Here is a 14868-nt window from a genome sequence, read left to right as displayed (position 1 = left end):
TCGGACGCGCATTACCCGGCTCTCGCGAGGTTCGGTGCGGTCAGTCTTTCGGGGCGCAGGAGGTCGAGCAGCCGGTCGCGGGAGAGGAGGTCTTCCTCCAGCACCAGGTCGGCGATCCTGCGGCCTTCGGCCAGGGCGCGGCGGGCGAGGATCGAGCAGGTTTCGTAGCCGAGGACGGGGACGAGGGCGGTGACCACGCCCAGGCTGTTGTCGGACAGTTCGCGGCAGCGCGCGCTGTCGGCCGTAATGCCGGCGATGCAGCGCGTGCGGAATGTGTCCACGGCTGCGGTCAGCAGGTGCATCGAGGACAGGAGGCAATAGCCGATCATCGGTTCGAACGGGTTCAACTGAAGCTGGCCGCCCTCGGCGCACATGGTGATGGTCAGGTCGTGCCCGGCGACGAGGTAGGCGACCTGATTCACCATTTCCGGGATCACGGGATTGATCTTGCCCGGCATGATCGACGAGCCGGCCTGGACGGGGGGAAGGATGATTTCGCCCAAACCCGCGCGCGGGCCGCTGGACAGCAGCCGCAGGTCGCCCGCGATCTTGGAGAGTTTGAGCGCCAGCCGCTTGAGCGCGCCGGAGAACATGGTGAAGGCGCCGACATCCGACGTTGCCTCGATGAAATCGGGGGCGGAAATGATGGCATGGCCGCTCAGGCGGGCCAGTTCCTCCGTCACCAACTGTGCGTAGCCGGGGCGGGTGTTGACGCCGGTGCCGATGGCGGTGCCGCCGAGATTGACCGGGAGGAAGGCGGCGGATTGCGTGCGCAGATTGCGGATTTCGGCCTCGATCATGCTGCGGAAGGCGGCGAATTCCTGGCCCAGCGTCATCGGCACGGCGTCGCGTAATTGCGTGCGGCCGACCTTGAGGATCGGGGCGAATTCCCGCGCCTTCGCATCCAGCCCCTCGGCCAGCGCGGCCAGGGCGTCGAGCAGGGGATCGACGGCGAAGAGGGCGGCGAGCCTCAGCGCCGTCGGGTAGGCGTCGTTGGTGGACTGGGCCATGTTGACATGGTCGTTGGGGTGGAGGGTCGCGTAGTCGCCCTTTGGCCGGCCCATGATGTCCAGCGCCACGTTGGCGATGACCTCGTTCGCGTTCATGTTGGTCGAGGTCCCTGCCCCGCCCTGCATGACATCGACGACGAAATGCGCGTGGTAGCGCCGGTCGTCCCTGATGCGGATGCACGCGGCCTCGATCGCGGCCGCGCGGTCGGGGTCGAGGTCGCCCAGCGTGCGGTTGGCGCGGGCGGCGGCCTGCTTGACGACGGCCAGGGCGCGCACCAGCTCGGCGAACGCGCCGATGGGGGTGCCGCTGATGGGGAAATTGGCGACGGCCCGGCTGGTATGGACGCCCCAGAAGGCGTCGGCGGGAAGCTCCGCCGGGCCCAGCAGGTCGCGTTCGGTGCGCGTGCCGGAAGCCGGCATGCCGGCGCCTTCGTCATTGCGTATCATGTCCGCCATGGTGATTCCCGCATCCGAAGAGGAGGCCGATCGGCCGGGGCGTTCTGCGCTCGCCCCATCGGCCGGACCGTATCCATACCGTAATGTTGAGGGGGCTCTCCGGCCCCATATAATAGTTGTATGGGGCCAGATTATTTTCGGCAGTATCTCGACGGATGCGAAACGAACTAAATTGCCGGATGCGCCCCGTGCGCCATCTTGCCATCGCGCCTGGAGTGATCATCGATGCCTGGCTTTGCAGACCGACTGAATGGGATTGCGATCTCGGCGTCCGCCGCCATGACGGACAAGGCTTCCGCGCTCAAGGCGCAGGGGGCGCGGATTGTCAGCCTGTCGTCCGGCGAACCCGATTTTCCGACGCCCGACCATGTCGTTGACGCCGCCATCACCGCCGCGCGCGGTGGCGACACCAAATACCCGCCGCAGGCCGGCAAGCCGGCGCTGAAGGCGGCGGTGCGGCAGAAATTCCTGCGCGACAATCAGTTGGACTACGCGCTGGATGAGATCCTGATCGCCAATGGCGCGAAGCAGATCATCTATAACGCCATGATGGCCACCTGTAATCCGGGTGACGAGGTGGTGCTGCCGACCCCCTACTGGATCAGCTATGCCGACATCGCCCGGCTGGGTGGGGCCGAGATCGTGCAGGTGCCGTGCCTGGCCGACAATGATTTCCGGCTTTCGCCTGCCGACCTGGATGCCGCCATTACGCCCAGGACGAAATGGCTGGTGCTGAACTTCCCCAACAATCCGACCGGGGCGTGCTGCCCGCGCAAGGATCTGGAAGAGATTGCCGCCGTGCTGATGAAGCACCCGCATGTGTGGGTGCTGACCGACGATATCTACGAACATCTGATCTATGACGATTTCGAATTCTTCACGCTGGCGCAGGTCGAGCCGCGGCTGAAGGACCGGGTGCTGACCGTCAACGGCGTGTCGAAGAGCTATGCCATGACCGGCTGGCGCGTCGGCTTCTGCGGTGGCCCCCGCGACCTGATCGCCGCCATGAACAACATGCAGGGCCAGGCCACCAGCGGCATCAACACCATCGCGCAGGCTGCCGCCATCGCGGCGCTGGAAGGCCCGCAGGATTACCTCAAGGAGCGGGCCGCCGAATATCAGGGCCGGCGCGACCTTGTGGTGGGGCTGCTGAATGCCATCCCCGGTCTGCACTGCCACACGCCGCAGGGCGCGTTCTATGTCTATCCCGAGATCGGTGCCTGTCTGGGCAAGGTTTCGGCCGGTGGCCGGCGGATCGACAGCGATACCGACTTCGTCATGGCGCTGCTGGAAGAGCAGCAGGTGGCGAGCGTGCAGGGTGCGGCGTACGGGATGAGCCCGTTCTTTCGTATTTCCTATGCGACCGATACCGAGACGCTGCGCGAGGGGTGCCGGCGGATTGCGGCGTTTGTGGCCGGTCTTCGGGATTGATTCAAAAGGCGGGGTTGGCGTTCGCGAGAGCGTACCCCCGCCGAGGCTTATGGCCCCTTCAGCATATCGCTACGATCATGCGAAGGAGCGCGATGGATCGGTCTTTGCAGGAAGCGGCTGCGGCCAGTCGAAGACATCCTGTTCGGCCAGGCGAACGCAGTTGCGCCCTGCCCGTTTGGCGGCATACAGGGCGGCATCCGCTTTCGCGATGAGTTGCCGCCATGGGAGGCTGTCACCTGCCGCGACGCCGAAACTGGCGGTGACGGAGATCCTGGCACCATCGGCGGACAGGATCTCGAGATCGTCCACGCCCCGGCGCAGGCGGTGCGCCAGGGACAGCGCGGTCCCTTGCGTGTGCGCCTGGATCAGGATGGCGAACTCCTCGCCGCCGATCCGCGCGACCAGATCGTCAGGTCGCACATGCGCGCGCAAGGCGGCGGCAACCGCGACCAGCACCCGGTCGCCTTCGGTATGGCCATATCGGTCGTTGATGGATTTGAAATGGTCGATATCCAGCAGGATGAGAAACGCGCGTCTATCCGATCCCGCGACATCCAGTCTTGGTTTCCCCAGCATCCGGAAGGCTCGCCGGTTGAGCAAGCGGGTCAGTTCGTCGGTCTCGGCCTGGTGCTTCAGGTGCCGCGCATGCGCGGCACGCTCCCGCAGCTTGACGTCCAGAAGCTCCACGGCTGCGAAGAGCGGCCGCAATTCCGGGCTGCCGCGATGGGGGAGAGGCAGGTGGACGGGCTGGTCATGGACCAGGGCCACAACGGCCTCGCTGGCCTGCAGAAGGGGACGCAGCACCCGTAGATGTACCAGCAGCACCCCGCCGGCGATCAGGCCGACGACGGCCAGCATCATGGCCCCGACCACCCATGCCAGCTCCAGCGCCCGCCGCGCCCTCTGCCTGTAATGGGAAAGAAGAGTGTCCAGGCAGGCGGTCCGCCAGGTTTCCAGTGGCGTCAGCGTTTCGACGTAATGATTGGAAAATGCGGCGGCGCTTCGCGTATAGGCGCCGCCATGCGTTCCCTCGGCGATCAACCGGGTGACCAGCGGCTGCCCATCGCCGAAGAACGCTGCCTCGGCTTCGGTCCTAAGGGCCGTCAGGCGTGGACCACGATCCGTCAGGTCGGGATTGAGAGCCAGCATCTGCCACTGCATGGCGATACGTCCGGCCAGGCGGTCGCCAGCCGCGATATTGGGCGATGGGATTGCGGTCTGGACGATCAGGGGCGCGATGATGCTCGAACCCAGGCGCCCGGCGTCGTCGCGCAGGGTGGAAAGGAGCAATGCGTGCTGGACAGAGCCGGCCAATCCGGGATCGGAGCGGATGAGTGAGGCGGCCTCCCACATGATTGCCGCCCGGTAGGTGTCGTAAGCCGCGAAGAGAGCATCGACCGCGTGCTGGACGGTGTCATAGCCGGCCGGGGCCAGGTCGGCGGCCCGATCGACGAGTTCCCGTGCCCGCGCCAGATGCCGCACGGCATCCTGGAACTGCGCCGCCGGCACGATGGCGGCGTCGCGCGCCAGGGCCTGGTCGGTCTCGGCGCGCGCGGCACGCAGCCTGTCGCGGGCGGATGCCAGGCCGGGCTCGCCCGACATCAGCACATTGGACGGGGCGCGTTCGGCGCTGATGCGATTGGCGGTGTCCAGGACCTGGCGAAGCTGCTCCAGGCCCGCCACATCGTGCCGGGCGTGCAGGAAAAGCTGGCAGACATGGACCAGAATGATGCCGGCCATCGTGGTGGACAGCAAAACGGCGACCACGGCGCCAACCCACAATCGCCTGCCGATCCACAAACGGCAAAGCGACCGGCGTTTTCCAACTCGAACTGGCGTAACCAACGTTCACCCTTCAGTTACAACATCTCAGTAATTTTAATGAACATCAATAGACTCATGGAATTCAAAAATAAATACGGACAATTACGCTCTGACATTACGTGAGTTATTAAAAATAAATCCACATCCGGCCAGCATCACTCGGCCATGACAGAACCCGTTTCATTATCTCTATCTATTCTATCGAGAAAACGTATGAGTGTTTCAGGAATGGGCTCTTCGACAACGTGATCGAATCGCTCATGAAGGCTCTGCCCGATCCATGTCTTCACCATGGATTCCATTCGAACCCCATGCATTCGAAAAACTCCTTTTTTCATCAATGAATCAAATCGTTCTCTTCTGGATCGGCGTTCATCGGATGATCCAGGATGTTGCGAACGGCCATCCAGAATGCCGCCTCGCCCGTCCGATCCGTCTCGATGCATCGCATGACGTGCGTATGCGCCTTTTTCCGCGCACGACTCCATCCGCAGGCTCGGACCAGGGCAACAGCCATGTCCGATGCAGACATTTCATTGGATATATCGTCATCTTTTTGTATCGCCAATCCGCTTTCCACCCTCGCACGGCATGACGACGACGGAAGCAAGGGGGACACACGTTCCCCACGACCCGCCTGGCGTCGGGCGGGTCGAAAGGTGTTTTGCACTGAGCATACGCACCTCCTGCCTATTTCCCCGTGGTGAACAGCCGAGGCGGTTCACCGCAGGACCATAGGTCCGGGTGTTCTATTTGGCAGGCCACCCGACATAGGAGGCCGCTCAGTTGCAAAAGCGTTTCGACACGCCATTATTACAATAGCACACAGGCTGGCCCCATACCACCCTGGCGCAGGCTCATAGAGCGCATTGCGCGTACGCCAGGCTTGTTCGACAGGGAGGAAAGACAATGCAAGGGAGGGTTTTCGCGGCCTTTGGATGGCAAGCATCAGAGGGAGAAAGTGTCTCCCGTTCGGAACGGAGACCCCATGAGCCGCGATGCAGGGACCGGCATGGCGATAAAAGCCTCGGCGGACAGGCCTTCCCGCGCCCCGCCTGGCGTCGGGCGGGTCGAAAGGTGTTTCACAGTGGGCGTACGCACCTCCTGCCTATTCCCCCGTGGTGAACAGCCGAGGCGGCTCACCACAGGACCACAGGTCCGGGTGTTCTATTTGGCAGGCCACCCGACATAGGAGGCCGCCCAGTTGCAAAAACGCTTCGACACGCCGTTGTCGGGATAGCACACAGGCTGCCCCCCATACCATCCTTGCGAGGGCATAGGAGCGTCCATCCATACCGATATGGATCTGCCTGCCGGCAAGGCTCCCCCTCATGGATAGGAGCTGCCGGAAAACCCGCGACGCTTCAGGACGCTCTCAGCAGCAGGTCGCGCGTTCCGCATCTCCGGCATGCCGGACCCGTTCGACCTTGCATTGATCTTGCCGTCCCCGACCAGGAGTAGCGCCATGGTTCGCAACGATCGCCTTCTTTCCGCCGCCCTGATCGTGTTCGGCGTGACGTTCTGCCTGGTCTATCCGCTTGCGGTCGTCTGGCCGTCCGGGTGGGCCTGGCATGCGGGGTCGCCGGCCTCCAGCAACTATTTCATGATGATCGTCGGCGTGTATGCGACCCTCGGCGTCTTCCTGATCCGCGCGGCGTGGAAGCCCTTCGACAATCGGTCACTCATCTGGTTCACCGTCTGGTCGAGTGTCGTGCATGCCGTTGTCATGGCATTGCAGGCGCTGAATCAGGATATGCATCACGGGCATCTTGCAGGGGACGTTCCCGCGCTGCTGCTGGTCGCGCTCGTGCTTGCCGTCCTGATGAAACGTGCCGACAGGGACCGTGCCCCCGACAGGCCCTGAAAAGACCGAAGAGGGTCAGGCCCCGATCGTGAGGATGGGGGCGCCGTACCCGATCAATGCGTCTTCCTGCGCCAGGATCTCCACCACCGTGCCGTCGGCCGGCGCGGTGACGGGAAGCTGGAGACTGTCGATGGTCAGCAGGGCGATGGTGTCGCCCTTGCACACGGTGGACCCGACCGGGGCGAAGGGGTCCTGCCGGAGCGGGTGGTGCAGGGCCAGGCGGCCGAAGAAGGGGGCCGTGGCGGTGACGGTTTCGGGCGCGGTGGCGATGGGGGCCGCCGGTTGGGGTGTGGCGACCTGGGCCGGGGCGGGTGCTACGGCGATGCGCAGTTTTCCGCCGGCGCCGTTGGCAAGTTCCATCGCGGCGAGGCCGGCTTCGGCCAGCCAGGTGGTGATCTGGCCGATTTCCTCCACGTTCGGGAGGGTCGAGAGGTCGGGGAGCAGGGGCGGCGTTGCGGTCATGGCGTCGTCCTGTCTGCCAGCCATCGTTCGAGATAATGGATATCGACGCCGCCTTCCTGGAAATGCGGGTCGGCCAGCACGTCGCGATGCAGGGGGATATTGGTCGATACCCCCTCCACCTGCATTTCGGCCAGCGCCACGCGCAGGCGGGCGATGGCTTCCTGCCGGGTGGTGCCGTGGGCGATGATTTTGCCGATCAGGGAGTCATAATAGGGCTGGACGGTATAGCCGGCCGTGACATGCGTATCGATGCGGACGCCCGGGCCGCCCGGCAGGTCCCAGCGCGTGATGCGGCCGGGGGACGGCATGAAGGAGAGCGGGTCTTCCGCATTGATCCGGCATTCGATGGCGTGGCCGTGGGTGGCGACGTCCTGCTGGCGGATGGCCAGTTTCTCGCCCTGGGCGATCTGGAGCTGGGCGGCGACGATGTCGATGCCGGTCGTGGCCTCGGTGATCGGGTGTTCCACCTGCACGCGGGTGTTCATCTCGATGAAGGCGAAGATGCCGTCCTCGTAGAGGAATTCGAACGTGCCGGCGCCGCGATAGAAGATGCGGCGGCAGGCCTCGGCACAGCGTTCGCCGATTTCGGCGATGATGTCGGGGGGGATGCCCGGGGCCGGGGCCTCTTCCAGCACCTTCTGGTGGCGCCGTTGCAGCGAGCAGTCGCGGGCACCCAGCCACAATGCCGTGCCGTGCGTGTCGCACAGGACCTGGATTTCGATATGGCGGGGCTTCTGCATGAAGCGTTCGAGATAGAGGGTGGGGTTGCCGAACGCCTGCTGGGCTTCCTTGGCCGTCAGGGTGACGGCTTCGCCCAGTTCCTCGGCGTTCCAGACCACGCGCATGCCGCGACCGCCGCCGCCGCCCGAGGCCTTGACGATGACCGGGAAGCCGATCTGGGCCGCCAGGGCGTGGACGGCGTCCATCTCGGCCGGCAGGGGGCCGTCGGAGCCGGGCACGCAGGGCACGCCGGCGTCGCGCATGGCGCGCTTGGCCGTGATCTTGTCGCCCATCATGCGGATGGAGGCGCCGGTGGGGCCGATGAAGGTGAGGCCGGCGGCTTCCACCGCGTCGGCGAAATCGGCGTTTTCCGACAGGAAACCGTAGCCCGGATGGATGGCCGAGGCGCCGGTCGCGCGGGCGGCCAGCAGCAGGGCATCGGCATCGAGATAGGAGCGGGCCGCCGGGGCCGGGCCGATGCACAGCGCGATATCGGCCTGGCGCACATGGCGGCTTTCGGCGTCGGCCTCGGAATGGACGGCGACCGTCTCCAGCCCGAGGGCGCGGCAGGCGCGCTGGATGCGCAGGGCGATTTCGCCGCGATTGGCGATCAGCACCCTGTTGAAACGGCGCGGCGCGCTCATGACAGGCGGAACAGGGGCTGGCCTGCCTCGACTTCCGCACCGTCTTCGACCAGGATCTCCGCGACCTGACCCGAGAGGGTCGCCTTGACGGCGTTGAAGACCTTCATCGCTTCCACAAGTCCTACCTGCTGGCCCGCCTGGACCGCCTGCCCCACCGTCACGTAAGGCGGGGTGCCCGGTGACGGGGAGAGATGGAAGACGCCGTAGGTGGGGGCCGTGATGATGCGCGGTGCCTCGGCCGCCGGAGCCGGGGACGACGGAGCCGGGGGCGGCGCGGCGGGTGCCTGCGGTGCCGCCAGCAGCGGCGCCGGGGCCGGGATGATGGCGCCGGCCGGCTGGCGGGTCAGCCGGATGGACTGGCCGCCTTCCTCGATCGCCAGTTCCTGGATCGGGGAGCGGGCAAGCAGGTCGATCAGGCGTTTGAGCTGCTGGATGTCCACTGGCGTTACGCCGCGTCGGGCTTTTTCTTCGCGAAGTTCAGACCGCCCACCACCTGCATGGTCGGCAGCACTTCCATGAAGCTGACATTCATCCGCGGCGGGGCCAGGACGGCGAAGGCGACGGAATTGGCGATATCGACCGGCAGCAGGGAGTCATATTCGTCGAAGAAGCGGCGCTTGGCTTCTGCCATGTCGCCGATCAGCCGGCCGAAGACTTCGGTTTCCACGCGGGCCGGAGAGATTTCGGTGACGCGGATATGCGAGCCGTAGAGGTCGCACCGCAATTGCTGCGACAGGGAATGCACGCCGGCCTTGGTCGCGTGATAGACCGTGTTGCCGCCGGCGAAGGCGTAATGGCCGGCGATGGAGCTGATATTGACGATATGCCCCCGGTCGCGCCGGATCATGCCGGGGACGACCAGGTTGGTCAGGTGCAGGACCGCGCGCAGATTGACGTCGACCAGCGCGTCGATATCGTCCGGCGTCGTGTTGGTGATGTTGCCGGTGCGGGACTGGCCGGCATTATTGACCAGGACATCGATCTCGATCTCTTCGGCGAGGGCTGCGATCGCGGCATGGTCGGCGACGCTGAGGGCGTGGGGGACGCAGCCGGTTTCGTCCGCCAGTTTGGCCAGGCGTTCCTTGTCGCGGGCGACCGCGTGGACCGTGATGCCGGCCTGTTGCAGCCGCCCCACGATCGCCGCACCGATACCAGACGAGGCGCCGGTGACGAGAGCAGTGTTATAGGGCTGGGTGCTCATTGGCTGAATCCTGATCCTGCAAGGAAAAATGGCCGCGCGGCGCGGGTCGTGGCGCGTCGTCCGGGCATGGTGTTTTTTGATGCTAGTATCGTAACGACCGGAGCGCCAAGAGCCGTTCGTTCTCGCGTCATAAGATAATGCGATGGAAGGGCACCGGGGCCGGAGCCATAAGATTATCCGATGACATCACAGCGAAATTCGGTCTGGCGAGCGGTCCGTGAATCGCCATACGTTTGGGTATCGGAAGGACGATCGGACCCCATATCGTTGCGATATCGGTTTTAGAATCGGACCCTCCGCGCTTTTGCGCATGTGTGCATATCGGGCTGGAGACGGCATAAGGTGAACAGCGACACGATGCACAATCCGGCCCCCGTTGCCGCCCGGACGCCCCCCGCAGGGGACAGGCCCGTGATCAGCATGATCGGCACCCGGGCGATGCTGTTCGAAGCGCCGGGGGAGTTTACCCTGGCGCAGCAGCGGCGGATCTGGGCACTGATGGAAGAAGCCGGTGCGCGCAGCGACGTTCAGGAACTGATCCCCGGTGTGACCAACCTGATGCTGGTCTTTTCCGTGCCGCCGGAACGGCCCGCCATCGTGGCCGACTGGCTGCGCCATGCCTGGGAGACGCTGCCCGAGCGGCATATTGCGGGGCGGCTGTTCGAGGTTGGCGTGCGCTATGGCGGGGCGCTGGGCGAGGATCTGGCCCATGTCGCCGCCCATACCGGCCTGTCGCCGGCCGAGGTGATTTCCATTCATCAGGCGGGCGAATACACGGTCTGCGCGTTGGGCAGTGCGCCCGGATTTGGCTATCTGCACGGGCTGGACCCGCGCATTGCGACCCCCCGGAAATCGGTGCCGTCGCTGAAGATGCTGGCGGGCACGGTGACGATCGGCGGCATGCAGGCCGGGATTTCCGCCCTGACCGGGCCGAACGGGTGGAATTCGATCGGCTTTGCGGAAATCGCGCTGTTCGATCCGCACCGGGAGCCGCCTGCCCTGTTCGCGATCGGGGACCGTATCCGCTTCTATCCGGAAAGCGTTGAGCTGTGATTACGATTCTGGAAACCTCCGCCCTGAACACGGTGCAGGATCTGGGCCGGCCGGGCTATCGCCAGTTGGGCGTGGGCACGTCCGGCGCCATGGATCCTCTGGCGCTGGAAATCGGCAATATCCTGCTGGGCAATGCCTCGGATGCGGCCGGTATCGAGTTGCAGACCTATCCGTTCGTCATCCGGTTCGAGAATGCATGCAGCTTTGCCGTTACGGGTGTGGATGCCGTGCTGGACCTGGACGGGCACCCTCTCCTGCCCTGGGCCGTGGCGCATGCGGCGGCCGGGCAGGTGCTGACGGTATCGCCCCCGCGCCGGGGTGCGCGTGGCTATGTCTGCGTGTCGGGCGGGGTGGATGTGCCGGTGGTGCTGGGCTCGCGCAGCACGCAGTTGCGCGGGGGATTCGGCGGGCTGTCGGGCCGGCCGCTGGAGGCCGGGGACAGTCTGCCGGTGGTGGGTGGCCCGGTGGCAGGCGGCTATGGGGCGGTGCCGCCTTCGGTCGTGCTGCGCCGGCCTTGTGACGGGGATGACGGCGTGGTGACGCTGCGTGCCATTCCGGCCACCGATTTCCATCTGTTCACCGAGGCGTCGCGCGAGCGGTTCTGGGCCACGGAATGGCAGATCACGCCGCAGAGCGACCGGGTGGGGTATCGGCTGAAGGGTGAAGCGTTGAGCCTGCATCAGCCGGTCGAGCTGCGGTCCTACGGGATCGTGCCCGGCATTGTGCAGGTGCCGCCGGCCGGGACGCCCATCGTGCAGATGGCGGATGCCAACACGGCCGGCGGCTATCCGCGGATTGCCACCGTGATCGAAGCCGATCTGTGGCGCCTGGCCCAGGCCCGCATCGGCAGGCGCATCCGCTTTGCGCCGTGCGACCATGCGGAGGGTGTGGCCGCCATGCGGCCGATTGCCGCGTATCTCGATGATTTGCGCATGATGGTCGCCCTGTATGGCGGCTCTGCCCGGCGACGGGCGCCCCGCGCAGCCGGAGCCAAATGATGAAGATCGATCTGAATTCGGACATGGGCGAAGGGTTCGGCCGCTGGAGCATCGCCGACGATGACGGGCTGATGGAAATCATCTCCTCGGCCAACATCGCCTGCGGGTTCCATGCCGGCGATTATGCCATCATGGACCTTACGGTGCAGGCCGCGAAGGCGCGGCTGGTGGGCATTGGCGCGCATCCGGGCCTGCCGGACCTGATCGGGTTCGGGCGGCGGCCGATGGCGGTGTCCGACACCGAGATGGAAGCGATGCTGGCCTGCCAGATCGGCGCGTTGCAGGGGATTGCGGCGCGGCATGGGCACCGGGTGACGCATGTGAGCTACCATGCCGCCTTCGGCACCATGGCCAATGCGGATGACGGGCGCGCCCTGCGGCTGGCGCGTGTGATCGCCGCGCTGGACCGCGAATTGACCGTCTTTTGCATGCCTGGACAGCCGACCGAACGCGCGGCGGAAAAAGCGGGCCTGCGGACGCTGACGCTGTTTCTGGCCGACCGGGCCTATACCGCCGAGGGCGCGCTGGTGCCACGTGGCCAGCCCGGTGCGGTGATCCATGACCTGGCGGCGGTGCGGGCGCGGGTGCGCCAGTTTCTGGAAGACGGGTCGGTGCGGACCATCGATGGCGGCCGGCTGCCGGTGAAGGCGCGTTCGATCCTGGTGCATAGCGACACGCCCGGATCGCTGGACCTGGCGCGGGCCGTCCGCGCGGAAATCGAGGCGACGGGTGCCGAACTGACGCCCGCGCACCTTCTGACCGACTGACCCCAGCTACAGGAATTTCCCATTTGTCCGACCGCCCCATCCTGCCCGGAGAGAGTGCGCCAGTCATTGCGGTGGCGGTATGGAGTCGTGTCGGGTGGATGGCGCCATGAGGCATGATTTGAAGCGCGGGGCCCTGCTGCTGGCCTCGGCCATGCTGTTCACGGCCATGGTGAATGGTTTGCAGAAGGTGACGGGGCCGCGCCTGCCGGTGCTGGAGATCATCTTCTTCCGCAATCTGTTTTCGCTGCCGTTCGTGATGATGATTGCGGCGCGCACGAAGATGACGCTGAAGACGCAGCATTTCGGCGGGCACCTGACGCGCTCGGTCGTCGGGCTGATCAGCATGATCATGATCGTGGTCACGGTGACGCGGCTGCCTTTGGCCGAGCAGCAGGTGCTGTCCTACACCCAGCCGCTGTTTCTGGTGCTGCTGTCGATTCCGCTGCTGCATGAGCGGCCGTCGCGCCATCGCTGGATTGCGGTGTTCCTCGGTTTCTGCGGCGTCGTGGTCGTGGCCATGGGGCGGAATGCGCCCCAGGCGGGCGTGGTGGGGGCGGTTGCCGGCTGGGCCTATCTGGTGGCGCTGGCGCAGGGTGCGGTGGGCGCCCTGACGACCATGCAGATCCGGCAATTATCGGCCACCGAATCCAGCACCACGATTGCCCTGTGGCAGGCGATCCTGATGACGCTGGCCACGTCCATCCCGCTGCCGTTCATCTGGACCACGCCGCATATGGGTGACGCGCTGTGCCTGGTCGCGGTGGGGGCCTTTGCCGGCATTGCCCAGGTGTTGCAGACCGAAGCCTTTGCCTCGGCCCAGGTTTCGGCCATCGGGCCGTTCACCTATTCCGGGCTGCTGTGGGCGGCGATGATCGGCTGGCTTGGTTTCGGGGAGGTTCCCGGCCTGGCCATGCTGGCCGGCGGGCTGCTGATCGTCGGATCGGGCCTGTGGATGCTGCGTCACGACCGGCCGAAAGCGCCCGTACCCGCCATGGCCTCAACCCCTGTCGAAGGAGCGCCGTCATGAGCGCCGCCCCCAGCACTCATCCTGCACCGATCCCCCTCGCGGCGCCGGCGCGGGGGCCGCATGCCTCGCGCTATGTGTTCTTCGGCCTCGTGTTCCTGATGTACGTCATCAGCTATGGCGACCGGGCGGCGCTATCGATTGCCCTGCCGGCGCTGGGCAAGGAGTTCTCGCTGACGCCGGTGCAGATGGGGTGGGTGTCGTCCAGCTTTCTCTGGTCGTATTTTCTGCTGAACCTGCCGTCCACCATCGTGCTGGACATGGTGGGCGCCCGGCTGGTGGGCAGTGTGGCCGTCGCGCTGTGGTCGTGCGCGATGCTGCTGGGCGGCATGGTGCAGAATGTCTCGCAATTCCTGATGACGCGCGTGCTGCTGGGCGTGGGCGAAGCCCCGACCTTCGGGGTCGGGGCGACGGTGGTGCGGAACTGGGCGTTGCCGAAGGAGCGCGGATCGGTGATGACCGTGCTGCTGACCGGCATGCAGCTTGGGCTGGCGGGCGGCACCATCGCGGGGGCCTATCTGATCGCGCTGTTCGGCTGGCGCCTTGAGTTTATCGCGCTGGGCGTGATCGGGCTGGTGTGGGCCGTGGCGTGGTGGCTGATCTATCGCAATCCCGGCGAGGGGGTGCATCGGCAGCCGAAGACCCCGATTTCGCTGGGCGAGGTGCGGGCGCTGTTCCGCTCGCGCTCGTTCTTCGGCATCCTGGCCGTGCAGTGCACGCAGAATTACCTCAACTTCCTCGTCATGTCGTGGATGCCGCTCTATCTGATCCATGAGCTGCATATCGACGTGACCGGCTCGGGCACCCATACCGCGCTGTGCTACCTCGCCGCCGCTGCCGGGGCGATAGTGGTGGGACGCGTGTCGGAGCGCATCGTCTTCCGGCGCGACCTGCACCCGCCGCGCCGCCGGTTTATCGTGGCGGCCTGCGTCACCGGGGCCGCGAGCATCGGCCTGCTGCCGCATTTCCATACCATGGGGCCGATCCTGCTGGTGCTGTCGGTCTCGCTCTGCTGCCTGATCGCCGCTAACGGGGCCAATACCGCGTTGCTGACCGATCTGGTGGAAGACGGGCGCAAGATCGGGGCCGTGACCGGGGTGACCCTGACCTTCAGCAATTCGCTGGGGCTGCTGGCCCCGATCATGACGGGCTATATCGTGTCCTATACCGGGCGGTTCGATATCGCGTGGTATATGTGCGCCGTGGCGCTGGTGGTGGCGGGGATTCTGTCGATTGTGCTGGTGGATCGGCCGATTGTGATGAAGGCTGAGGGATAGTCATTGTCGGTCAAGGCGAGGGCGCTGCCCCATAGGCGCGAAGGTAATGGATTGAATTGAGTGTCCGACTTATGATTCAAGAGAAAGATGCGTTCTGTATCTCTTCTTGGCGGGGATTGGGGGTCTGTTGTCCGCGC

Annotated in this window: 14 protein-coding genes; 7 read left to right on the top strand and 7 right to left on the bottom strand. The window is 65.6% G+C overall.

The window, feature by feature from the left end:
* Positions 1-11 precede the first annotated feature (11 nt).
* Positions 12-1466 (bottom strand): aspartate ammonia-lyase, encoded by a 1455-nt coding sequence (locus HLH35_RS05840; RefSeq protein WP_246384885.1) that lies wholly within the window; start codon positions 1464-1466, stop codon positions 12-14.
* A 225-nt stretch (positions 1467-1691) separates the two neighbouring features.
* Here HLH35_RS05840 and HLH35_RS05835 point away from each other — a divergent pair, with 225 nt between their 5' ends.
* Positions 1692-2897: a pyridoxal phosphate-dependent aminotransferase gene (locus HLH35_RS05835; protein ID WP_182978260.1), complete on the top strand. Its 1206-nt coding sequence runs from the start codon at positions 1692-1694 to the stop codon at positions 2895-2897.
* A gap of 75 nt (positions 2898-2972) precedes the next feature.
* Here the strand turns inward: HLH35_RS05835 and HLH35_RS05830 are convergent, their stop codons facing one another.
* A complete protein-coding gene (locus HLH35_RS05830; RefSeq protein WP_338029301.1) occupies positions 2973-4664 on the bottom strand; it encodes a GGDEF domain-containing protein in 1692 nt (563 codons plus the stop codon).
* Between the two features lie 394 nt (positions 4665-5058).
* Positions 5059-5289: a hypothetical protein gene (locus HLH35_RS05825; RefSeq protein ID WP_182978259.1), complete on the bottom strand. Its 231-nt coding sequence runs from the start codon at positions 5287-5289 to the stop codon at positions 5059-5061.
* Between the two features lie 897 nt (positions 5290-6186).
* Between HLH35_RS05825 and HLH35_RS05820 the strand changes: the two genes are divergently transcribed.
* Entirely contained in the window at positions 6187-6585 is a 399-nt protein-coding gene (locus tag HLH35_RS05820; RefSeq protein ID WP_182978258.1) for a DUF6632 domain-containing protein, read from the top strand.
* 15 nt (positions 6586-6600) lie between these two features.
* On the opposite strand, the gene HLH35_RS05815 is transcribed toward HLH35_RS05820, so the two are convergent.
* Genes HLH35_RS05815 through HLH35_RS05800 form a run of 4 tightly spaced genes read right to left on the bottom strand, consistent with a single transcriptional unit; the run spans position 6601 to position 9612 of the window.
* Positions 6601-7047 (bottom strand): acetyl-CoA carboxylase biotin carboxyl carrier protein, encoded by a 447-nt coding sequence (locus HLH35_RS05815; protein WP_246384884.1) that lies wholly within the window; start codon positions 7045-7047, stop codon positions 6601-6603.
* Positions 7044-8411 carry an acetyl-CoA carboxylase biotin carboxylase subunit gene (gene accC / locus HLH35_RS05810; RefSeq protein ID WP_182978256.1) on the bottom strand — a complete coding sequence of 456 codons (1368 nt, stop codon included), beginning with the start codon at positions 8409-8411 and terminating at the stop codon, positions 7044-7046. Before accC ends, HLH35_RS05815 begins: the two co-directional genes overlap by 4 nt.
* Positions 8408-8851 (bottom strand): acetyl-CoA carboxylase biotin carboxyl carrier protein, encoded by a 444-nt coding sequence (gene accB / locus HLH35_RS05805; protein ID WP_182978255.1) that lies wholly within the window; start codon positions 8849-8851, stop codon positions 8408-8410. The genes accC and accB overlap by 4 nt, the downstream gene beginning before the upstream one ends.
* 5 nt (positions 8852-8856) lie before the next feature.
* Complete coding sequence (locus tag HLH35_RS05800; protein WP_182978254.1) at positions 8857-9612, bottom strand: SDR family oxidoreductase; 756 nt, start codon at positions 9610-9612, stop codon at positions 8857-8859.
* Between the two features lie 357 nt (positions 9613-9969).
* On the opposite strand from HLH35_RS05800, the gene pxpB reads away from it, so the two are divergent.
* The 5 genes from pxpB (at position 9970) to HLH35_RS05775 (ending at position 14731) form a co-directional block, all read left to right on the top strand.
* On the top strand, positions 9970-10665 hold the full coding sequence (gene pxpB, locus HLH35_RS05795) for a 5-oxoprolinase subunit PxpB (RefSeq protein WP_182978463.1): 696 nt from the start codon (positions 9970-9972) through the stop codon (positions 10663-10665).
* Positions 10662-11663, top strand: coding sequence for a 5-oxoprolinase/urea amidolyase family protein (locus tag HLH35_RS05790; RefSeq protein WP_182978253.1), 1002 nt, complete (start codon positions 10662-10664; stop codon positions 11661-11663). Before pxpB ends, HLH35_RS05790 begins: the two co-directional genes overlap by 4 nt.
* The gene (locus tag HLH35_RS05785; RefSeq protein ID WP_182978462.1) at positions 11663-12430 is read left to right on the top strand and encodes a LamB/YcsF family protein; all 768 of its coding nucleotides are present in this window, start codon (positions 11663-11665) and stop codon (positions 12428-12430) included. The genes HLH35_RS05790 and HLH35_RS05785 overlap by 1 nt, the downstream gene beginning before the upstream one ends.
* A gap of 106 nt (positions 12431-12536) precedes the next feature.
* Positions 12537-13457: a DMT family transporter gene (locus HLH35_RS05780; RefSeq protein WP_182978252.1), complete on the top strand. Its 921-nt coding sequence runs from the start codon at positions 12537-12539 to the stop codon at positions 13455-13457.
* 98 nt (positions 13458-13555) lie between these two features.
* Positions 13556-14731: an MFS transporter gene (locus tag HLH35_RS05775; protein WP_246384910.1), complete on the top strand. Its 1176-nt coding sequence runs from the start codon at positions 13556-13558 to the stop codon at positions 14729-14731.
* Positions 14732-14868: the final 137 nt, after the last annotated feature.

The organism is Gluconacetobacter asukensis (assembly GCF_014174375.1).
GTDB classification, from domain to species: Bacteria; Pseudomonadota; Alphaproteobacteria; order Acetobacterales; family Acetobacteraceae; genus Gluconacetobacter; species Gluconacetobacter asukensis.
Note: the sequence above shows the minus strand (reverse complement) of the source record. Positions and strands in the feature narration are given on the sequence as shown.

What these genes read in the sequence shown, in the direction of transcription:
- HLH35_RS05840 (WP_246384885.1), bottom strand. Translation starts at nt 1,466, where the DNA reads ATGGCGGACATGATACGCAATGACGAAGGCGCCGGCATGCCGGCTTCC.
- HLH35_RS05835 (WP_182978260.1), top strand. Translation starts at nt 1,692, where the DNA reads ATGCCTGGCTTTGCAGACCGACTGAATGGGATTGCGATCTCGGCGTCC.
- HLH35_RS05820 (WP_182978258.1), top strand. Translation starts at nt 6,187, where the DNA reads ATGGTTCGCAACGATCGCCTTCTTTCCGCCGCCCTGATCGTGTTCGGC.
- HLH35_RS05815 (WP_246384884.1), bottom strand. Translation starts at nt 7,047, where the DNA reads ATGACCGCAACGCCGCCCCTGCTCCCCGACCTCTCGACCCTCCCGAAC.
- accC (WP_182978256.1), bottom strand. Translation starts at nt 8,411, where the DNA reads ATGAGCGCGCCGCGCCGTTTCAACAGGGTGCTGATCGCCAATCGCGGC.
- HLH35_RS05800 (WP_182978254.1), bottom strand. Translation starts at nt 9,612, where the DNA reads ATGAGCACCCAGCCCTATAACACTGCTCTCGTCACCGGCGCCTCGTCT.
- pxpB (WP_182978463.1), top strand. Translation starts at nt 9,970, where the DNA reads ATGCACAATCCGGCCCCCGTTGCCGCCCGGACGCCCCCCGCAGGGGAC.
- HLH35_RS05785 (WP_182978462.1), top strand. Translation starts at nt 11,663, where the DNA reads ATGAAGATCGATCTGAATTCGGACATGGGCGAAGGGTTCGGCCGCTGG.
- HLH35_RS05780 (WP_182978252.1), top strand. Translation starts at nt 12,537, where the DNA reads ATGAGGCATGATTTGAAGCGCGGGGCCCTGCTGCTGGCCTCGGCCATG.
- HLH35_RS05775 (WP_246384910.1), top strand. Translation starts at nt 13,556, where the DNA reads ATGTACGTCATCAGCTATGGCGACCGGGCGGCGCTATCGATTGCCCTG.